18 protein-coding genes and 1 pseudogene are annotated in these 20784 nt (G+C 61.2%); 13 read left to right on the forward strand and 6 right to left on the reverse strand.

Annotated elements, in window-relative coordinates; translation table 11 throughout:
• The first annotated feature begins 137 nt into the window (after window positions 1-137).
• On the forward strand, window positions 138-1025 hold the full coding sequence (locus D0N36_RS04880) for a DNA/RNA non-specific endonuclease (RefSeq protein ID WP_116940284.1): 888 nt from the start codon (window positions 138-140) through the stop codon (window positions 1023-1025).
• Between the two features lie 136 nt (window positions 1026-1161).
• Here the strand turns inward: D0N36_RS04880 and D0N36_RS04885 are convergent, their stop codons facing one another.
• Window positions 1162-1734, reverse strand: coding sequence for a DUF4468 domain-containing protein (locus D0N36_RS04885; RefSeq protein ID WP_116940286.1), 573 nt, complete (start codon window positions 1732-1734; stop codon window positions 1162-1164).
• An 813-nt stretch (window positions 1735-2547) separates the two neighbouring features.
• Between D0N36_RS04885 and D0N36_RS04890 the strand changes: the two genes are divergently transcribed.
• The 11 genes from D0N36_RS04890 to D0N36_RS04940 all read left to right on the forward strand — a co-directional run bounded on the left by D0N36_RS04890 (window position 2548) and on the right by D0N36_RS04940 (window position 16148).
• A complete protein-coding gene (locus D0N36_RS04890; protein WP_116940288.1) occupies window positions 2548-2895 on the forward strand; it encodes a hypothetical protein in 348 nt (115 codons plus the stop codon).
• 216 nt (window positions 2896-3111) lie between these two features.
• The gene (locus D0N36_RS04895) at window positions 3112-3951 is read left to right on the forward strand and encodes a dihydroorotate dehydrogenase (protein ID WP_116940290.1); all 840 of its coding nucleotides are present in this window, start codon (window positions 3112-3114) and stop codon (window positions 3949-3951) included.
• Window positions 3952-4058: 107 nt separating this feature from the next.
• Window positions 4059-4820 (forward strand): orotidine-5'-phosphate decarboxylase, encoded by a 762-nt coding sequence (gene pyrF, locus D0N36_RS04900; protein WP_116940292.1) that lies wholly within the window; start codon window positions 4059-4061, stop codon window positions 4818-4820.
• A 168-nt stretch (window positions 4821-4988) separates the two neighbouring features.
• On the forward strand, window positions 4989-5603 hold the full coding sequence (pyrE, locus tag D0N36_RS04905) for an orotate phosphoribosyltransferase (RefSeq protein ID WP_116940294.1): 615 nt from the start codon (window positions 4989-4991) through the stop codon (window positions 5601-5603).
• 126 nt (window positions 5604-5729) lie between these two features.
• On the forward strand, window positions 5730-8759 hold the full coding sequence (locus D0N36_RS04910; RefSeq protein WP_116940296.1) for a phosphoribosylformylglycinamidine synthase subunit PurL: 3030 nt from the start codon (window positions 5730-5732) through the stop codon (window positions 8757-8759).
• A gap of 2 nt (window positions 8760-8761) precedes the next feature.
• Window positions 8762-10348, forward strand: coding sequence for a phosphoribosylformylglycinamidine synthase subunit PurQ (locus tag D0N36_RS04915; protein ID WP_116940297.1), 1587 nt, complete (start codon window positions 8762-8764; stop codon window positions 10346-10348).
• Window positions 10349-10441: 93 nt separating this feature from the next.
• Window positions 10442-11383 carry a phosphoribosylaminoimidazolesuccinocarboxamide synthase gene (gene purC / locus D0N36_RS04920; protein WP_116940299.1) on the forward strand — a complete coding sequence of 314 codons (942 nt, stop codon included), beginning with the start codon at window positions 10442-10444 and terminating at the stop codon, window positions 11381-11383.
• A gap of 33 nt (window positions 11384-11416) precedes the next feature.
• Entirely contained in the window at window positions 11417-12679 is a 1263-nt protein-coding gene (purD, locus tag D0N36_RS04925) for a phosphoribosylamine--glycine ligase (RefSeq protein ID WP_199798304.1), read from the forward strand.
• The gene (gene purN, locus D0N36_RS04930) at window positions 12663-13334 is read left to right on the forward strand and encodes a phosphoribosylglycinamide formyltransferase (protein WP_242478802.1); all 672 of its coding nucleotides are present in this window, start codon (window positions 12663-12665) and stop codon (window positions 13332-13334) included. Before purD ends, purN begins: the two co-directional genes overlap by 17 nt.
• A 16-nt stretch (window positions 13335-13350) precedes the next feature.
• Entirely contained in the window at window positions 13351-14865 is a 1515-nt protein-coding gene (purF, locus tag D0N36_RS04935; protein WP_116940301.1) for an amidophosphoribosyltransferase, read from the forward strand.
• Window positions 14866-14996: 131 nt separating this feature from the next.
• Complete coding sequence (locus tag D0N36_RS04940; RefSeq protein WP_116940303.1) at window positions 14997-16148, forward strand: AIR synthase-related protein; 1152 nt, start codon at window positions 14997-14999, stop codon at window positions 16146-16148.
• Between the two features lie 20 nt (window positions 16149-16168).
• On the opposite strand, the gene D0N36_RS04945 is transcribed toward D0N36_RS04940, so the two are convergent.
• From D0N36_RS04945 to D0N36_RS04955, 3 genes are all read right to left on the reverse strand, one after another.
• Window positions 16169-18415 carry a tetratricopeptide repeat protein gene (locus D0N36_RS04945; protein ID WP_116940305.1) on the reverse strand — a complete coding sequence of 749 codons (2247 nt, stop codon included), beginning with the start codon at window positions 18413-18415 and terminating at the stop codon, window positions 16169-16171.
• Window positions 18412-18960: a hypothetical protein gene (locus D0N36_RS04950; protein ID WP_116940307.1), complete on the reverse strand. Its 549-nt coding sequence runs from the start codon at window positions 18958-18960 to the stop codon at window positions 18412-18414. Before D0N36_RS04950 ends, D0N36_RS04945 begins: the two co-directional genes overlap by 4 nt.
• A 117-nt stretch (window positions 18961-19077) precedes the next feature.
• The gene (locus D0N36_RS04955) at window positions 19078-19608 is read right to left on the reverse strand and encodes a hypothetical protein (RefSeq protein WP_116940308.1); all 531 of its coding nucleotides are present in this window, start codon (window positions 19606-19608) and stop codon (window positions 19078-19080) included.
• 357 nt (window positions 19609-19965) lie between these two features.
• On the opposite strand from D0N36_RS04955, the gene D0N36_RS04960 reads away from it, so the two are divergent.
• Window positions 19966-20313, forward strand: a complete 348-nt coding sequence (locus D0N36_RS04960; RefSeq protein ID WP_147320758.1) for a hypothetical protein — start codon at window positions 19966-19968, stop codon at window positions 20311-20313.
• Window positions 20314-20414: 101 nt separating this feature from the next.
• Here the strand turns inward: D0N36_RS04960 and D0N36_RS04965 are convergent, their stop codons facing one another.
• A complete protein-coding gene (locus D0N36_RS04965; RefSeq protein WP_317191433.1) occupies window positions 20415-20642 on the reverse strand; it encodes an META domain-containing protein in 228 nt (75 codons plus the stop codon).
• Between the two features lie 15 nt (window positions 20643-20657).
• A pseudogene (locus D0N36_RS19490) lies at window positions 20658-20784 on the reverse strand (IS481 family transposase); the annotation flags it as partial.

Genomic DNA, 20784 nt, shown 5'->3' on the forward strand with positions numbered 1-20784 from the left:
GTGGGGCTTTTCGCGTAGTTGTAGGTAGTAAGGCAGTTGGCCAGGGGCTATATGATAATATAGCGGTAACATCTCCACCAGAATGATGTGCCAACTTTGTATTCCTCAGTTCTCTTCCACTTCTTCACAACCATCTCATGTCGCGTACCCTCTCTCGCATGCTGGGCCTGGCCCTGCTCACCGGCCTGGCAGTTTCCTGCTCCAAAGAAGCCGTGGAACCCGCCAGCCCCGCCATCAGTTCGCAAGTGGCCGATGCCGTCACTGCTACCCGCGACAACAACATGGCTCTGGGCAACCCCAGCGGTGCGCAGGCCAATACCAGCTTCTACTGGAACTACCTCGTCACCAAGTCCCAGTTCAGCATGTCGTACCACCGCGACCGGGGCACGCCCAACTGGGTAAGCTGGCACCTGAGCAGCGCCTGGCTCGGCAGTACCCCACGCCAGGATAATTTCGCTTCCGATAACTCGTTGCCCACCGGCTGGTACCGCGTTACCAGCAGCAGCTACACGGGTTCGGGCTTCGACCGGGGCCATAATGCTCCCTCGGCCGACCGCACCGGCTCGGTGGCGGACAACTCGGCTACCTTCCTGATGACCAACATGATGCCGCAGGCCCCCAATAACAACCAGCGGGCCTGGGCCAATTTGGAAAACTACTGCCGCACGCTCGTAAACGCGGGCAACGAGCTCTATATTATTGCCGGCAGCTATGGCAAGGGTGGTACCGGCTCGGCCGGCTACAAAACCACCCTCGACCAGGGCCGCGTAACCGTACCGGCTCGCTGCTGGAAAGTAGTGGTGGTGCTGCCCGTAGGCACCAGCGATGCGGCCCGCGTAACAACCAGCACCCGTGTTATTGCCATCGACACGCCCAACGATAACAGCATCAGCACTACCTGGAGTACCTACCGCACCAGCGTTAATGCCATCGAGCAGGCTACGGGCTACGATTTACTCTCGGCCGTAGCAGCCAGCGTGCAAACGACCATTGAGGCCAAGGTAGACAACGGCCCCACCAGCTGAGTTGGCGGGCCAGCCGCTGGCCCTTCATGAAAGCCTTGGCAACACTGCTTCTGGTAGGCAGAGTGGGGCTAGAGCAAAAAGAGGAGGCCGCGCTCAACGCGGCCTCCTCTTTTTGCTCTAGCCCTATTTAAGCCGGCTATTGGGCTCCCAGCTGTTCATCGGCTACGCCCACGTGGTCGTTGGCTGGCTGGCTGTTCATAAAGGAGCGGAATGACATGGCGGCTTCGCTGGCCAGCGAAGTGGCCTGGGCGCCCAGGCGACGGTCGTTGAAGGTTTTGGCGTTACTGCGGTTGGCCCGCAACTCGGCCTGATACTCCTCCAGCGGTACCTTCTGCGAGGGCGCCTGGGGGTCGGGCACTACCTCAAACGAGCTAACCTGATAGCTGTAGCCGTTGTCGGTGGCCTGGAAACGGAAGGTAAACAGCACGGTCAGGCTCTGGTCCTGGCCGCGGGCATCCACCGGCTTCAGCGTGCCGGTGCCCGTAACCCGAATAGCCGATTTGGCGGGGTCGGCTACCAGAGCAGTGGTGGTCGCGTAGGTGAACTTGTGCTCGGCCCAGTCGAGGGCGCGGGTATAGAGGGAGCTACGGCCGGCCCCTTCCACCACCACCTGCTCGGTGTAGTTAACCGGCACTGGGGCCTGGGCGCGTACCACATGAGGCAACACTAGGGAGCCCACTACTAAAAGCGAGAGTAGTACTTTTTTCATAGCTGCGAGTAGAAAAGAAAGAACAGGGGGCTCAAAAAGGCGTCCCCAACAAATATAGACGGCGAATCTAGTTTAGCAAGAAACGGGCCTGTTATAATTATGTTAAGATGTTCGAATTGCTGCCAGCCAGCCGGGGTGGCGTAGCCGTTGGGTCGGGCCGTACCAGGAAAGTTGCCCGGAGCTTCGTCAATCCTGTAGAAGGGCGGACACGATTGCGGGGCAGACAGAATTGAGGTAAAAGCGGGAAACCAGCGGGGAAGCAAGTGGCTTTTTTACTACTATATAGTGTAAAGGGGCTGCGAAGAAAATCGAATAATTGGATTATGCTAATGTGATGAGTTTTGGCAAGTAGTATCAGGTAAGGAATAATGAGCAAAGATACGTTGCTGATACTAGTTATAGGAAATAGAATTTTGGGTTTAATTCGTTTGATTAACAGGTGGATAGGTGGCTGTGGTCTGGGGGTGAGCAGAACCGCAAAACAGGTGACGTAACAATTTGGTAACATAACGGTAATATTTAAAAACTTGCAAGGGTAAAACGAATTGGTACTTTTGCATCGTGCTTCAGCTAAATCAACATTTCCTGATGAAGAGTGGAAACGAGCGAAACGCCGTCCTGCGAGATGACCGAAAGGGCATTTTCCCCGTCGTTTCTCCCGTTGATTCGTTTGTTTTTCTGGCATTTTCGCCTTTCACCGCTTCGGGTTTCGAAGCGGTTTTTTTATGCCCGCCTCATTCGGCCGGTAGCGGCCCGAACTGGGCTTGACTCCGATTTTTCCTTCTTTTTTCACCCATACCGGTACCCACACCCATGAACGACAACACCATCCTCGCCCAGCAGATGGTAGCCGCCGCTCCTGCCGCCTCCCGCAACGTGAACCTGAGCACGGTCCCCAAGCGTATGGCCGTGATTAAAGTATGGGACGCCATGATAAGCGGCGCCCGCAAGCTCGAAACCAGCTCGATGCTCGAAGGCCTCATCCGTCAGGGCATAAAGCTCTCCGACTTCGACTGGCATCTTGACTTCCACAAGGAGCACAATGTAAAGCTGCACTCCGGTGCCGGCGTGGGCATGGCCCGGGTGGCTCAGTTCATCCTCGGTCAGACCGACATCCGCGCCTGTGTACCCTCCTTCATCAACCGCGAAAACGTAATCTAGCCTTCCTTTCCAGCAAGCGCCCGGTCATTGGCCGGGCGTTTTGCTTTATTTAAAAGGAGGTTGAAAAGGAACGTCATGCTGAGCGAAGCAGAGCGTAGTCGAAGCATCTCTACCGCAATGGTAAATCTACCGTTTGATTACTACTGCAACGAAGCGGTAGAGATGATTCAGCAAGCTCATCATGACGGTCCTCTAACCCATAACTAACTTACAGCCATGCAACTCGGTACGCTCACTTTACAGAACCCGGTGTGCCTGGCCGCTGCTCCCTGGCAGCTGGCGGGCGACGGGTACGAACGGCTGGGTGCCATCTTCACCCGCACCGTGACGATGGAGCCACAGCCCGGCCATTACGAGGAAGGCATCTGGCAGGTGGATGACCAGACGCTGCTCAACGCCAGCAACATGCGCACTGAAAGTGCTGAGATTCTGGTGCAGGAGTTTTTGCCTGGTCTGCGCCGGTTTGGGGTGCCGGTGCTGGTGAGCATTACAGCCCCCGGCGTGCCGGGCTTCCGCAAAATTGCGCGGTTTCTGGCCCGCGAGGTAGGCAGCCTGATTGCGGGTGTGGAGGTGTACATCACTCAGCCCGACACCGGCAACGGGGCCGAGCTGACGGCCGGTTTCGTGCGCGAGGCCACCCGGGCCGTGCGCGACGAGTTGGGCCCCGGCGCCGTGGTGGTGGTAAAGCTGCCACCCTGGCCCGAGCATATCCGCGGGTTGGCGCTAGGCGCCCAGCAGGGCGGGGCCGATGCCATTGCCGCCACCAACTTGCTCAAGGCCCTGCACTTGCCCGACGACGCCACCGCTCCACCCGTGGCCGGCGGCCTATCGGGCGAGGCGTTGCGGCCGGTGGCCCTGCGCTGCGTTTGGGAGCTGGCCCACGACGAGCGGCTGACGTTGCCCGTGTTCGGTACCGGCGGCATTTTCACGGCCGGCCACGTGACGGACTACCTGCGCTGCGGCGCGGCGGCCGTGCAAATTGGCAGCGGCGAGTGGCTGGAACCCGGCCTCTCGGCCCGGCTGGCTGCCGAGTGCGAAAATCTGGTAGCAGTGTAGCAGTAGCAGTAGCGCGAAGCTCCAGCTTCGTGCTTTGTTGCTGAGTATTGAACGAGTAGGGTCAACAACCTGCGGAGCTGGAGCTGCGCGCTACATCCCACCCTGATATGGAAAAGCTTATTCAGCGTATTCAAAAGGCCAACTCGCTACTTTGTGTGGGCCTCGACCCGGTGGGCGACGATGCCTACGTAGCCCGGCGGCTGGCCGAAGTGGTGGACCAGACCAGCCCGTTTGCGGCCGCCTTCAAGCCCAATCTGGCGTTCTTTCTGAGCCGCGAAAACGGCGTGCAGCTACTGCGCGAAACCGTGCATCGGATTCCGAAAGACATTCCGGTAATTCTGGACGGCAAGTTCGGCGACATTGCCAGCACGGCCGAGCACTACGCCCGCTTCGCCTACGACGTGGTGGGGGCCGATGCCGTAACGGTGAACCCATATATGGGCGACGACGCGGTGCGGCCGTTCGTGCGCGAAGGCAAAATGGTGTTCGTGCTGTCGAAAACCAGCAATAAGTCGCAGTACTCGATGCAGAACATGGCCCTGACTCGTGGCGGCTCGCTGGCCCACGGTGTGGCCACAGTAGCCTGCCGGCTCGATGCGGAAATTGGCGGTATTGGCCTGGTAGTAGGGGCCACCTACCCCGGCGCGCTGGCCGATGTACGGGCAATCTGCCCCGAACAGTGGTTTCTTGTGCCCGGCGTAGGCGCCCAGGGCGGCGACCTGGCCGCCACGTTGCGCGCCGGCCTGCGCTCCGATGGCGCTGGCCTGCTCATCAATACTTCCCGCGCCCTCTGGCAGGCGGATGATGCGGCTGCCACGGCCCGCGAGCTAGTAGCGCAAATCAACGCGCTACGCACCATAGAGGTGTAACAGAACGAAAAGGCCGTGTCATGCTGAGCGCAGCCGAAGCATCTCTACCGCAATGCTAACCCTGTCGTTGAGTTCACCATTGCGGTAGAGATGCTTCGGCTGCACTCAGCATGACACTTTCTTTCATCCACCTAATTTAATCTATTCTACTAAAGCCTTCTTCCTCTCTTGACTACCTCGCAACCCACTTTCACCCCCGAACTCCTGGAGCAGCAGTTGCTGCGGGAAGATGCGCTGCTACGCGGGCACTTCCGGCTTTCGTCGGGGCTGCACTCGGATACTTACGTGCAGTGTGCCCGGTTTCTGCGGCTACCCGAGCTGGCCGCGCCGGCTGCCGCCGAGCTGGCCCGCCAGATAACGGCTGCTGGCCTGGCGCCCGATTTGGTGGTGGGGCCGGCTATGGGTGGCGTTGTGATGGGCTACGAGCTGGCCCGGCAGCTGGGCGTGCCCGGCATCTTCACCGAGCGCGACGAAAACGGCCAGATGAGCCTGCGCCGCGGCTTTACCATCGAGCCCGGCCAGCAAATCATCATTGCCGAAGACGTGGTAACTACCGGCAAGAGCACCAACGAAGTAGCCCGGCTGCTGACGGAGTTGGGGGCGAAAGTTTTAGCCGTGGCGAGTTTAATTGACCGCACCGGTGGCAATGCTGCGCTGAATTTTCCGAACTTTGCCCTGCTGCCGGTAACGGCGGCCACCTACGCACCCGACGATTGTCCGCTTTGCCGGGCCAGCGTTCCGGTGGTGAAACCCGGCAGTCGGCCGGAAAAAGCGTTTTCTTAAACCTACCGCGACGGCAATCGGCCCGGCGGAAAGGCATTTTCGGCGTACCCCCGCGTGGGGTGTGCTCCCCATGGTGGCCGTTTTTGGGCTTCAGCGTGGTACCGAAAAATAGATAACACCGCTCTTTTGGAACCTACCCAGAGAACCATTCAGCTGCTGCTTCGGCCCGACCAACATGATGGGGAGGGCCAACGCATTGCCGAGGCCGCCCGCCGCCACCTGGGCCTGCACACCGGCCGCGTGCAAAGCACCGCCCTCTACACGGTGCGTTACCCCCTCACCGACCAGCAGCTGCGCGACTTCGCCACCCGCTGCCTCCAAGACCCGGTGCTGCACGAAGTTGCCTTCGACGAGTTCCGCCACGGCCCCGAGTACCGCAGCTACATTCTGGTAGCCAAGCTGCCGGGCGTCACCGACGACGAGGGCATTTCGGCCCAGAACGCCCTCGGCGACTTCCTCAACGAGCCGCTCGACACCCATACCCAGCACATTTTCAGCAAGCAGCTCTACTTCCTCGAAGAAGCCCTGCCCGAAGCCGACCTGCGCCGCTTGGCCCAGGAGCTGCTGGGCAACAAGCAAATCAACCGCTTCGAAACCGGCCCCCTCACCGACATCCGCGACTATACGCCGCGGCCCGGTGGTGGGGCCGAGCCCATTACGGAAACCGTGCCGCTAACCGGCCTCTCCGACGAGCAGCTGGTGCAGTTGTCGAAAGACAACCTCTACGCCCTCAACCTGGAGGAAATGCAGACCGTGCGCGACCATTACGCCGGCATGCAGGCCGAGCGCACGGCCGCGGGTCTGCCCACTGACCCAATGGACTGCGAGCTGGAAATCATTGCCCAGACCTGGTCGGAGCACTGCAAGCACAAGGAGTTTGCGGCCCTGATTAAGTACCGCGACCTGGATACCGGCGAGGAGTTCGAGGTAGATTCGCTGTTCAAAACCTACATCAAGGACGCCACCTCCGAAGTGGACCGCCAGCTGCGGGCCAACGGCAACGACTGGCTGATTAAGGTGTTTTCCGACAACGCCGGGGCCGTGCGCATCAACCCCGATTCACTGTTCGTCTGGAAGGTGGAAACCCACAACTCGCCCTCGGCCATCGACCCCTACGGCGGGGCCATTACGGGCATTCTGGGCAACAACCGCGACCCGCTGGCCACCGGCATCGGGGGCGCGCGGCTGCTGTTCAACACCAACGTGCTGTGCTTCGGTAACCCCGAGTTCGATGGTACGCTGCTGAGCAACCAGCTGCACCCGCGCCGCATTTTTGAGGGCGTGCGCAAGGGCATCGAGGACGGCGGCAACAAGTCGGGCGTGCCGACCGTGAACGGCAGCATCGTGTTTGACGACCGGTACGCCGGCAAGCCGCTGGTGTACTGCGGCACCGGGGCCGTGCTGCCCATGCAGCTGGCCGGGCTCGATTCGTGGGAGAAAAACATTGAGCCCCAGGACCGCATCATCATGGCCGGGGGCCGGGTGGGCAAAGACGGCATTCACGGTGCCACGTTTTCGTCGATTGAACTAGACGAAACCTCGCCCGCCACGGCCGTGCAGATTGGCAGCCCAATTACGCAGAAGCTGGCCATGGATTTCCTGATTCTGGCTACCCGCCGCGGCCTCATCCGCTGCAGCACCGACAACGGTGCGGGTGGCCTATCGTCGAGCGTTGGCGAGCTGGCCACCATCAGCGGCGGGGCCGTGGTAGAGCTGGCCGATGTGCCACTCAAATATCCCGGTTTGCGCCCTTGGGAAATCTTCGTTTCGGAGTCGCAAGAGCGGTTTACGCTGGCCGTGGAGCCTGCTAAAATGGAGGAGCTGCTGGCCCTGGGCCGCGAGATGGAAGTGGAGCTGACCGATATCGGCTACTTTACCGCTAACGGCTACCTCGACGTGCGCTTCGCCGACAAGCCGGTGGCCTATATTAATATGGACTTCCTGCACGACGGCGTGCCGCGCAAGGTGCTGGAGGCGGAGTGGAGCAAGCCGACACTGAGGGAGCCCACGTTGCCGGCTACTCCCGAGTATACCAGTGTCCTCACCCGCCTGCTCGGCAGCCTCAATATCTGCTCCCGCGAGTCGGTAATCCGGCAGTACGACCACGAGGTGAAGGGCCGCACCATCATCAAGCCCCTGATGGGCGCGACGGGGCAGGCGCCCCAGGATGCGGCGGTGGTGCGCTTCAATTTCGAGAGCTGGGAAGGCGTGGCCGTGAGCAACGGCATTCTGCCCCGCTTCGGTGATTTGGACCCTTACGCTATGTCGGCGGGCTCGTTTGACGAGGCCGTGCGCCAGATTGTGGCCGTAGGCGGCAAGCTGCCCAACCTGAGTTACGGCGACGGCAACTTCTGGTCCGTCAACGACAACTTCTGCGTGCCCGACTCGGTGTACGACCCCGTGAACAACCCCGACGGCAAGTTCAAGCTGGCCAAGCTAGTACGCATGGCCCAGGCCCTGCGCGATGCCACGGCCGCCTACTGCATCCCGCTCACGAGCGGCAAGGACTCGATGAAGAACGACTTCAAAGCCGATGGCGTGAAGATTTCGGTGCCGCCGACGGTGCTGTATTCGATGACGGCCAAAATCGAGGATGTCCGCCGAACCATCACCTCCGACTTCAAGCAGGCCGACGACGTGGTGTACCTGCTGGGCGAAACCTACGACGAGCTGGGCGGCTCGGAGTTCTACCAGCTCTTTGGTGAGCTGGGAGCCAACGTGCCGCAAGTGCGCTTCGAAGCCGCCAAGCAGCTCTATATACTAATAGGAGAGGCCAACGACCAGAACCTGATTCAATCCTGCCACGATTTGAGTGACGGTGGGCTGGCGGTGGCGCTGGCCGAGGCCACATTTGGCTACGACTTTGGGGCCGAAATAGACCTGCCAGCAGGCCTGCCGGTGCCGGTGCAGCTGTTTTCGGAGTCGCACTCGCGCTTCGTGGCCACGGTGGCTCCGGAAGATGTGGTGGCTTTCGAGCAGCACTTCGGCAGCCGCGTCACCCGCCTGGGCCGCGTAACGGCCGACGGCCAGCTGACGGTGCACCATGCGGGTCAGCCGGTTATTGCGGCCGACTGCGCCACCCTGCGCCACGAGTGGACCAACGGCCCGGTGAACCGGATTATCGGCTTCGGCCAGCACGAAACCGCGCATCAGTAATCATGGAAGACGACAAGCAACAGCCCAACCTGCCCGACCTGAACCTGCCCCCGCGCCCCCGGCCCGAGGACCCCGGCTACGAAATGGTAGACGCCGACGGCAACATTATGCTGCCCGGCTACAAAAGCGTCGACGGCGGCCACGAATCGGCCGAGCCGCTGAAAAGCAGCACGGAAGCACGGTCTGGTAACTCGCAGCCGGCACCTGACAACTCAAAGGTTCAGGCGCTTATTCTAACCGGCTTCGGCATCAACTGCGAGGAGGAATTCGCGGCGGCCTACCAGCTAGCGGGAGCGGAGGCCACTGTTGTGCACCTCAATCAGGTGTTGCACGGCTACGTGAGCATCCATGATTACGATATTCTCAACTTCCCCGGCGGCTTCTCGTTCGGCGACGATTTGGGCTCGGGCGTGGTGCTGGCCAACAAGCTGCGCTACCGCAAAAACGACCAGGGCCGCACGCTGCTCGACGATATCAAGGAGTTTGTGGCCGGCGGTAAGCACGTGCTCGGTATCTGCAACGGCTTCCAGGTGCTGGTGAAACTGGGCCTGCTGCCCGACCTGGCCGGCACCGTAACGCCCGAAGTAACGCTGACCCACAACGCCTCGGGCCGCTACGAAGACCGGTGGGTGCGCCTGCAGGTCAACCCGAAGTCGAACACGCCCTTCCTACGCGGAATGGACACGCTGGAAGTGCCCGTGCGCCACGGCGAGGGCCGTCTGATTATCGGCAGCCCCGAAACCGCCGCCGCCATCGAAGCCCGGGGCCTCAACTGCCTCAGCTACCTCGACGAAGCCGGCGCGCCCACCGCCAACTACCCGCACAACCCCAACGGCGCCGACCTGCACTGCGCCGGCCTGACCGACACCACTGGCCGCGTGTTCGGCCTGATGCCCCATCCCGAAGCCTTCCTCTCCTTATATAACCACCCCGACTGGGCCCGCCGCAAACGCGCCGACCCCGGGTTGAGCGAGGAAGGGGAGGGGCTGAAGCTGTTCCGCAATATCGTGGAGCATGTGGCCGCCCTCCGGCAACCCCACCCCCCGGCCCCCTCCCCAAAAGGGAGGGGGAGCCTGACGATTAGTTCTGGCGGTTACTCAAATAATTCCGGAGCAAGCTGTCAGAACGCACCCCTCCCCACCGGGGAGGGGCCGGGGGTGGGGTTGCCGGAGCCGACTAGCATTGTCGATAACGTCTTCACCACTACGCCTCAAAAATGGGATGTGCTGAAAGAGTACGGCCGCGATATGCGCAAAAACCCGACTCCGGCGGAGGAAAAGCTGTGGGAGGCATTGCGCGGGCAGAAGCTGGCTGTGAAGTTTCGCCGTCAACACGCTATTGATTCTTACATCGTTGACTTCGTTTCGATTCCTAATAAGCTCATTGTGGAAGTTGATGGTGATGTTCACTTAGAAGCTGGTCAAGTCGAATACGATGCCGGCCGCACTCATATGCTTCAGGAATTGGGCTACCAGATTATCCGTTTCTCCAACCACGAAGTGCTAAACCAATTAGATAAGGTGTTGGCCGATATTCAGGGCCAGCTCACGCACCCCAATCAAACCAAGCGACTTCGCTCCAACTCATAGTCTGCAACCAAATGTCAACCTAAACTGCCCACGAACATCCTCGTCTGGCTCCCCCTCCCAACCGGGGAGGGGGCCGGGGGGTGGGGTTACTATATGAACACGCTCAACCACTTCGACACTCCCCAGCTCGAACTCCTGCACCGCGGCAAAGTCCGCGACTCGTACCGGACGCCCTCGGGCGAGCGGCTCTTGGTGGTAACCGACCGGCTTTCGGCCTTCGATTCGGTGCTCGACACGCCCGTGGCCCACAAGGGTGCGGTGCTGAATGGTCTGGCCGCGTTCTGGTTCGATAAAACGAAGCACATCGTGCCCAACCACGTCATCCGCCTGCTCGACCCCAACGTGACGCTGGCCCACGAAGCCGAGCCGATTCGGGTGGAGATGATTGTGCGCAACTACATTACTGGCTCGATGCTGCGGGGCTACCAGCAGGGCCAGCGCACGTTCTCGGGCGTGACGGTAACTGACGGCCTGACCAAGCACCAGCAGTTCCCGGAGCCCATCGTAACGCCCACTACCAAGGAGGAATCGGACCGCGAAATCACGCCCGAGAGCCTCGTGAGCGAAGGTTGGGTGGCGGCTGACCTATACGAGCAGATGCGGGTGAAGGCGCTGGAGCTGTTCAACTTTGCCTCCACCTGGATGGCCGAGCGCGGCATTATTCTGGTTGACACCAAGTACGAGTTCGGCTTGTTCGATGGTAAGCTGATCCTGATTGACGAAATCCATACGCCCGACTCGTCGCGGTTCTGGAGCGCCGAGGACTACGCCCGCAACCCCGAGGCCGTGGAGCAGATGGACAAGGAGTACGTGCGCCAGTGGCTCATCGCCAACAAGCAGGACGGCCAATACCCCCACGCCCTTCCGCCCGAAGTGGCCCAGGAAGCCAGCCGCCGCTACCTCGATATTTATGAGCGCGTAACCGGCAGCCCGCTGCCCACCGGCGACGAAACCACCACCGGCGGCGACGTCCGTACCCGCCTCGTGGGCAACCTCGTGCGGGCCGGTATCATGAAAGATGAAAGCGAATCTTAAGCAAAAATCAATTTGACACTTCCTAAATCCATAGTGCTTCTCGGGGGCGGGGCCCGCGAGCACGCCCTGGCCTGGAAACTCACCCAGGATGGCGCCATCGTGCACGTGCTGCCCGGCAACGCTGGCATCCCCAACAGCCACCCCGAAATCAGCGCCCTCGATTTTCCGGCCATCAAAAGCTTCTGCGAAGAACACGACGCCAAGCTTATCGTGGTGGGTCCCGAAGCCCCGCTGGCGGCTGGTGTGGCCGACTACTTTGTCGGCTCCGATATCCGGGTATTCGGGCCGGGGCGGGCGGGGGCCATGCTGGAAAGCTCGAAGGTGTGGAGTAAGAATTTCATGCGCCGCCACGGCGTGGCCACCGCCATGTCGTGGCAGTTTCGCTCCGATAAGCTGGCCGAAGCCCGCGCCAAAGCGGCCGAGCTGGACGGGCAGGTGGTGGTGAAGTTTGATGGGCTTGCCGCCGGCAAAGGCGTGTACGTGTGCTCTTCTATTGAAGAAGCCCACGCCGCGCTCGACGACCTGGAGGCCCACCACAGCGGCTGGTTCAGCTTCCTGCTCGAAGAAAAGCTCAGCGGCCCCGAAATCAGCATCATCGGCATCACCGATGGCAACCGCATCCGCCTGCTGGCACCTTCCCAGGACCACAAGCAGCTGATGGCCGGTGACCAGGGCCCCAACACCGGCGGCATGGGCGCCTACTGCCCGGTGCCCTTCGCCGACGACAACATCCTGGCTGCCATCCGCACCCAGATTATCGACCCCACGCTGGAGGGCATTCAGGCCGAGCAGTTCGACTTTAAGGGCTTCCTCTATTTCGGCATCATGCTCACGCCCCAGGGCCCCAAGCTGCTCGAATACAACGCCCGTCTCGGCGACCCCGAGGCCGAAGTGCTACTGCCGGCTCTGCAAAGCAGCCTGCTGGAGCTCATCGAAGCCACCCTCGACGGCACCTTGGCGCAAACCACCGTGCGCCAGCGCCCCGGTCATTACGTGGGCGTGGTGCTGGCGTCGGGCGGCTACCCGGCCAGTGGTTTCCCGACTGGTTTTCCCATCACGGGCCTATCGGAGCTGCACCCCGGCATTCTTGCCTTCCACGGGGCGACCAGCCATAATGCGGCCGGTGAGCTGGTGACCAACGGCGGCCGGGTGCTGGTGCTGGTGGGCCACGGCGCCGCGCTGGAAGATGCCGTGCAGTACGTGTACCGCGAAGCGGCCCGGGTTAACTTTCAGGACATGTACCTCCGCACTGATATCGGCCAGCGGCCGGAACCCGTCCTTGCAAACAACTGGTAACCATAGCGCCTCCAAGGCCCGGCTGGCCATCCTGCTTTCGGGCCGGGGCTCCAATATGGTGGCGCTGGTAACGGCGGCCCAGACCGGCATGCTGCACGATTTGGCCGAGGTAACCGTGGTGTTCAGCAACCACCCCGACGCGCCCGGCCTGGCCACGGCCGCCGCTTTGGCTTGCCCCACGGCCAGCCTCAGCAGCCAGGGCCGCCAGCGCGCCGACTACGACGCCGAGGTGGTGGAAATCCTGCGCCAATACCAGCCCGATTACGTGGTGCTGGCCGGCTACATGCGCATCCTCTCGCCCACGTTTGTGCGCGCCTTCGCGGGCCGCATTGTCAACATTCATCCCGCCGATACCCACCAGCACCAGGGCCTGCACGCCTACGAGTGGGCCTTTGATAATCAGCTGATTGAAACCAAAATAACGGTGCATCTGGTTGATGAGGGACTGGACACCGGCCCCATCCTGGCCCAGCAGACGGTGGACCTACGCGGGGCCACCACCCTGGCCGAAGTCGAGCGCCGCGGTTTGCTGGCCGAGCACCAGCTGTACGCGAAAGCGTTGGCCGAATTGATTGCAGAACGACACCCGGTAGACCCCTCTCTGAAGGACTCCAACAGCGTACCCCACCCCAGCGGCCTGGCAACCGGCAACTGACAACCGATAACTCAAGATGTGCGGAATTGTAGGTTTTTACGGCCCCGATGATGTTGCCCACGACATCGTGTTTGGCCTGACGGCGCTCCAGCACCGGGGGCAGGATGCGGCCGGCATGGCCACCTTCGATGGCAACTTCCACCTGTGCAAGGGCAACGGGCTGATTTCCGACGTGTTCCGGCCCAAGCAGCTGCGCAAGCTCAAGGGCAACATCGGCATCGGCCACGCCCGCTACACCACCCAGGGCTCGGGCGACGCCGAGCTGGCCCAGCCGTTCACCACCAGCTACCCGTTCGGGCTGGCCATGGTGCACAACGGCAACGTCATCAACTTCCGCTCAGCTGCCAAGCGCCTGCACGAAAAGTACCACGTGCTGCCCAAAACCAGCAACGACCTAGAGCTGATCATGTACACCTTCGCCTCCGAGCTGCGCCTCAAAAACCTCGATGCGCTGTCGGTAGTCGATATTTTTGATGCGGTGGAGACCACCCAGGAGCTGGTGAAGGGCGCCTACGCCACCGTTACCATCATTGCCGGCCACGGCATGCTGGCCTTCACCGACCCGCTGGGCATCCGGCCGCTGGTGCTGGGCCGCCGCATGACCGAAGCCGGCCCCGTGTACGCCTTTACCTCCGAAAGCACCTGTTTCGACTACCTGGGCTTCGAGTTTGTGCAGAACGTGGGGCCGGGCCAGGCTATCTTCATCGACCAGAACTTCGAGGTTCACTACAAGAACCCGTACCAGCTGCCCAAGACGTTCTGCGTGTTCGAGTACATCTATTTCGCCCGCGAAGACTCCACCATTCACGGCCGGCTGGTGGCCCGCGAGCGGGTGCGGCTGGGTAAGATGCTGGCCCGTAAGGTCATCGAGTCGGGTATCCAGCCCGATATGGTGATTGACGTGCCGTCGTCGGGCTACTTTGCGGCCTCGGGGCTGGCTGAAGCCATTGGTGTGCCCTACCGCCGGGCGCTGGTGAAAAACAACCACATGGGCCGCTCGTTCATCGTCAGTAGCCAGGCCGGCCGCGAGGACATCGTGCGCAAGAAACTCAACCCCATCCGCGAGTTCGTGGAAGGCAAGAAGATTGCGGTGGTCGATGACAGCATCGTGCGCGGCACCACCTCGCGGCGCATCGTGCGGATTCTGCGCGACGCCGGCGCGGCCGAGGTGTACTTCATCAGCAGCGCTCCGCCCATCATCGCGCCCTGCATCTACGGTATCGACATGGCCATGAGCACCGACCTCATCGCGGCCAACTACACCGAAGAGGAAATCTGCCGCTACATCGAGGCCGACAAGGTCATCTACCAATCGGTGGAAGACCTGCAGGAGCTGTTTGCCGAGGACAAGGGCCACGGCGGCGGCTGCTTCGCCTGCTTCACCGGCAACTACCCCACTGGCGACATCACCAAGTACCTGGGCCACATTCAGGAGGAGCGCGAAAGCCACCGCGGCGACAAGCCCCGGAAAGATGCTGGGGGCCTCGTGCCCTCCGTAAGCGCCAAAGCACCGGCTCCCACAGAACATTGATTCAGCAAACATCTGTCATCCTGAGCGAAGCGAAGACCTTATCATGCTTGAGCGGCATCATTCGGTAATAATTCAGACGTGATAAGGTCCTTCGCTTCGCTCAGGATGACAAATAATTTTACTCCTTTCGCATGAGCCAGACTTCCGCCGATACCAGCCTCAAAACCACTGCCGGCTACTCCATCGCAGAAGGCAACGCCGCCTCTAGCAACGCCTACGAGTGGGCCCAGAAAACCTTCGCCACCCGCGCCGGCAAGCCCGGCGAGCCGGCCCGCGACTTGGCCGGCGGCTTCTCCAACGAAATTCGGTTCGGCAACGAGCGGTTGGGCATTGGCTCCGACGGCATCGGCACCAAGATTGAAGTGGCCGAGCGCCTCGACCGCTACGACACGCTGGGCTACGACCTGATTGCCATGGTAGCCGACGACCTCATCGTGGCCGGCTTCGTGCCCACCAACCTCTCCAACATCATCGACGTGAATACGCTCGACTACACGGTGGTCGATGAGCTTATGCGCGGCTTGCACGACGCGGCCCAGTTCAGCCAGATAGCCGTAACGGGCGGCGAAATTGCCGAGCTGGGCAACCGCATCGGCGGCTACCCCGGCGCCCGCATGAACTTTAACTGGTGCTCGACGGCGGTGGGTGTGCTGCACCCGAGCCTGAAGCGCCCTTTGAGCGGCGCCAATGTGCGCGCTGGTCAGGCTGTAGTAGCATTGCACTCGCCCTCGTTTCGCTCCAACGGCTACTCGATGGCCCGCCGCGCCCTCACTAAAGCCTTCGGCGAAAAGTGGCACGAGGCACCTTACAGCGAAGAAAAAGCGGCTGAGCAGGAATCAAATAACGAACAGCTAACCACAAGCAACGCGCAAACCTGGGGCGAGGTGATGCTGGCGCCCTCGCTTATCTACTCGCCGGGCATAGCAGCGGTACTCGATGCGGGCCTGCCGCTGCACGCGGCGGCCCACATCACCGGCGGTGGTCTGGCCGACAACTTCAAGCGGGTACTCAAAAAAGGTGTTGGGGCCGAACTGAGCAACCTGTTCGAGCCGCTGCCCGCCATGCAGCAACTTGCCAGCCTGGCCGGCATAACGCCCCCGGAAGCCTACCTCTACTGGAACATGGGCAACGGCATGCTGCTAGTGACCGACCAAGACCAGGCCGCCGCCGTGGTAGCCAGCCTGCGCAATAGTGGCTACCGGGCCCAGGTAGCGGGCCGAATTACGGCCGAGCCGGGCGTGACGCTGCACGTGGGCGTGGGCGAGTTGCGCTACGAGGGGTAGGCAATGGTTCCAGCTCCGCCTCAGCGGGGCAGCCGCATCGTAACCTCGGTGCCGCCGCCGGGCTGGCTGCTGATGCTGAGCGTGCCCCCGTGGCCCTGCACGATAATATCGTAGCTCAGCGACAAGCCCAGACCGGTACCCTCGCCGGGCGGTTTAGTAGTAAAAAAGGGCAGTAGGGCCTTCTGGCGGGTTTCCTCGCTCATGCCGGTGCCATTGTCCAGAATCCGGACCTGCACCTGTCGGGCTAGCAGACTGGTGTGCACCTCCAGCTTGAGTGGGCTGTCGGGCAGGCCCTGGTCGCGGCGTTGCGCCAGGGCATAAAAGGCGTTGGCGAAAAGGTTGAGTAGCACCCGGCCTATATCCTGGGGTACCAGCCGCACAGCCGGCAGCTGGGGGCTCAGATCGGTGATTAGGGTGGCGTTGAAGCTGGAGTCTTTCGACCGGAACAGCTGGTAAGCCATTGCCAGGTGGTCAGTAACCAGCGTGTTCAGGTTAATGGTTTCATATACTCCGGCGCTGGTCTGCGAGTGCTGGAGCATGCCTTTTACAATGCTATCGGCGCGGTGGCCGTGCTGGCTTATCTTGTGGAGGTTATCGGTGAGCGTGGCCAGCAGTTCGGTGGCGTAGGCTTTCTCGGCTTCCGGCAGCAGCTGCCAGGGGCCGTCCATAAACTCCTCCACCAGCTCGGTGCTCACCTCCGAAAAGTTGTTGACGAAGTTGAGCGGGTTCTGAATTTCGTGGGCAATGCCGGCCGTCAGCTCGCCCAGCGAGGCCATCTTTTCGCGCTGAATCAGCTGGTTCTGGGTCGACTTCAGCCGGTCCAGCGCCTGGGTCAGGTCGGCCAACGCCCTGGTCAGGTCATCGCGCTGGCGGGCAACCTGGGCATTCTGGGCATTCAGATGGCGATTGATGCGCTGCTTGAGGTGCACATTGCGGCCCAGCAGGCCTACCACCAGCACCAAACCCGCAAAGCCGGCCAGCAGCGCATAAAGCTGCAGGCGCTGGCGGGCACTTCTCTGGGCCTGCAGCTGCCGGGTCTGAGTGAGCAGGGCAATCTGTGTTTCCTTCTGATCGAGTTCGTAGCCGTAGCGTAGGGCGCTGGTTTTGCGCTGCGTGGCCTCGCCGGCCAGCGTATCCTGGTAAGCCGAAAACAAACGCTGCTGCTGGTAGGCAGCCGGGTAATTGTTCAGCTCGGCGTAGGCCATGGCCAGCAGCTCGGTGGCTGCGGCCAGGTTGCCGTTGCTGCGGGTTTTCCGGCTGAGCTCCCGGGCGTGGCTGGCCAGCATCAGTGTGCTGTCGGGGTGGTGCAGCAGCAGGAACGCCCGCGCCAGCAGCAGCTCTACCGAAGGCTGGTTGAAATCGTCCTGGGTGCTCCTGACCAGTGCGCGGGCCAGGCGGCCGTGCAGCAGGGCCCGAACCGGTTGGCCCTGCTCAATGTACACCTCGGCCAGCCCGATTTCATTGGCCAGCTGGTTCTGCATATCGCCCATGCGGCGGCACACGGCCACTGCCCGCCTGAAATAACGAAGCGCTTCGGGCCAATTGCGCTGACGCTGGTGCACGCTGCCCAGGCTATTGAGAACGGCCGCCACTACCTGCTCGTCGCTCAGGCGGTGGCCGTCGCGCAGGGCCCGGTCGAGTATGGGCAGGGCACTGGCGTAGTCGCCCAGCTTGCCGTACGTGTCCCCGATAATGGCCCGCAGCTGCGTCTGAACTTCCCGGTCAGACGTCTGCTCGGCCAGGCGCAGCCCGCGCAGCCCCCACGTCAGCGCGGCCGTCAGGTTGGTTTGCTGCGCGTCAATCAGGCTCAGTTCGAGGCAGGCGCGCGCCTCGCGTGGCCGGTCGCGGCGGCGGGCGTATAGCTGCTGGGCCAGCAGGGTATAGTGGCGGGCCGAGTCGTAGTTAGGTAAGCGGCGCTGCAGAATGCTGAGCCAGAGCAGGCTACGGCCAATGGAGGGCGTGTCGGCGAGCTGCCGCGAGAGCCGCAGGGCCTGGTGGCTCAGCCGCAGGGCCTGGGGGGCATTCACGGCCGCCAGCTCCAGCACCAGCTCATGCAGGCGCTTTACCCGCAGGGTATCGAGCCGCCGGTTGGTCTGGAGTAGGTGGCGCAGGCTGTCGGCGTTGCGGCTCTGGGCGCAGCCCGGCCGCTGCTCAACTAGGCCTGATACCAGCACCAGCCATAGCAACAGCAGCCCGCCGATACGCCGGAAGGGCAAACCGAGCGAACCGGCTGGGTCGGTGAAAGGCGACGGGTGGCCCTGGTTCATTTGGGTGGGTAAACCGGGTTGTTGATAACGCCAATCTGGTTGCCCTCGGGGTCTAAAACAATAAACCCCCGCACCTGCGATACCCCCTCCGTGCCGGTGTTGGCGGCAGCAGGGCGTATTTCGGATGACGAGGAACGACTGCTGTCGAGCTGACGCATCTTGCTGAAAAGGCCACCGTTAAATTTGTTGGCCCGGTTGGCGCTCAGCATCTCAAATTTGGCCTCCACGTCTTCCGGCGTTGGTAGCGTCCAGTAAAATACCGGCTCACGCAGCTGCAAAAACTGGGGGTCGGTTTCCAGGCGCACCTCTGCGCCGTCTACATTGAACAGGGCGTAAGGATAGGGCGCGCTCTGTTCTACGCGGGTGGGTGGCTTACCGAAAAAATCGGTATACCAGGCAATGGCAGCGGGTAGCCGGTCGGCGTTGCTCACCGGATATACGAGCGTTTTTTGGGTCGAAAAGCCAGGTTCGGGCTTGTCCTGGGCCTGTGTCAGCACGGGCCAAAGCAGCAACAGCAGCAGCGAAATCCACAGGGTCGTTTTCATAAGTCGGGGAGGTAAATACCCTTTGTGCTGGCAGCAGCAACGGTATCCGACCGGTACGCCTGAGAAGCGGAGCGAACGAACCGGCCGGGCCGGTAAAAGGCAGTGGGTGGGAGCGAATTATCTACGGGGTATGTAAATGGGGTTGTTGGTGACGCCTACCTCGTTGCCTTCAGGGTCGTAAACGATAAATCCCGTGACATACACTACGTTTTCGGCAGCTATGCCATTGTTGGCCGGCCGGCCCGTAGCCCTAACGTAGCTGAAGTCGCGCAGGCGTTTAAAAAACCGCTTGTTAAATCTGCTCGTCTCCTTCAACGACTCAAGTTTGGCTATTACCGCCTCCGGAGTTGGCAGCATCCAGTAAAACAACGGCTCTTTCAGACCTAGGTACTTCGGGTCGGTTTCCAGCCTTACCTCCGTGCCATCCACCATAAATACGGCGTAGGAGTTAGGCACATCCTTCCTCAAGGTGTCGTATGGCACACCGAAAAATTCAGTGTACCATTTAACGGCGATGTCTAGACGGGCGGTGTCGCTTACTGGATACACCACTGTTCTCTGGGTTTTAAAGCGCAGGTCATTCTTCTCCTGGGCGCTTGCTACTAGGGGCCCGAGCAGCAGTAACAAAAGCAAAAGAGCGTTTTTCATAGACCAATAGAGAGGAAGATGATCAAGCCAAGAAAGCGCATCAGCAGCCGGTGTACCTGCCTTAACCCGGACCGACACAATTAATAAAACATAGTACTAAGTTAATAATAAATAAGGATATATATTGATTTAAGATTAATAATAGGATGTGTCATTGCGAATGATTTGTGGTTTGATAGTCAGCCTGCTGTGCAATGTCAAGGGGGGCTGCAGTGCTACTGCAAGCGCTGGTCGGCAGCAATGCAAAGCAGGTCCGGCCGTGCGGGGGGGCCACGTGGTTGCCCCCGGAAAGTTTGGCCAGTACTCCGGCAAAGCACGGGCGGTCTTCTGCCACGCTGGCTTTAGGTAGCTTCAGTAATGGATTCAAACGACAACCCCAGCTATTCTCTCGACGGCAGTTTGAGCCAGCGCGCCCACCAGTGGGCGGCGCTGCTGGCGCGGGTGCTGCCCGAAGCGAATTATCTGGAGCTAAACCAGTTTCTGCAACAAGGCCCGCTGCCTGATATGCTACGGGAAGCGAAAGTGCCGCTACCGCAGCAGGTGGGGAGGGGTTATGGCGCTACGCATCGGTTCTGGCTGATGCCTACGCTACGTGCTTATTGCCAAAAGCTGGCCTACGACGACTGGCGGGCGACTTCGAAGACCCCGCTTTCTACCACGACGCCCGGCTGTTGTTGGCCACCATCAGTCACGAAGATTACGTGATGCTGCAACTCAATGAAACCGAAAAAGCCCTGCTCAACGAGCAAGGCTTTGATTTCTGGTGTTAGTGGTGGCCGACGTAAGCTTGCGGTGCGGCAGGTCGCTTAGCGGCTCAATGTAATTACCGGCGTGGTGCCTTCCAGCAGTGTCAGGCCCTCGGCGCTCAACTGGTAGGTGAGGGTTTTGGAGCCCAGAGCGGCCAACAGGCCGGCTTCGGGACTGTTGGGTAGGCAGGCCATGCGGGTAGTAACCATCGGCCCGAACGTGATGCCCGTGCCGCTTATATTCTCCTTGAGCCAGAGTTGTTGGTAGCAGAAAGTCGCCAGGAGCAGTACCTTTTTTGAGGGCTAGGTGTATAGTCCCAGCGTGAGGTGGGTCGGGTCCTGGGTAAAGTTAACGGGGTTTTTCTGCCACTCGGCACAGACAAATTCATGTGGCGTGAGGCCGCGCAAGGTCTTAAGCCGTTTGGCGTGG

The organism is Hymenobacter lapidiphilus, from assembly GCF_003417065.2.
Taxonomy (GTDB): domain Bacteria; phylum Bacteroidota; class Bacteroidia; order Cytophagales; family Hymenobacteraceae; genus Hymenobacter.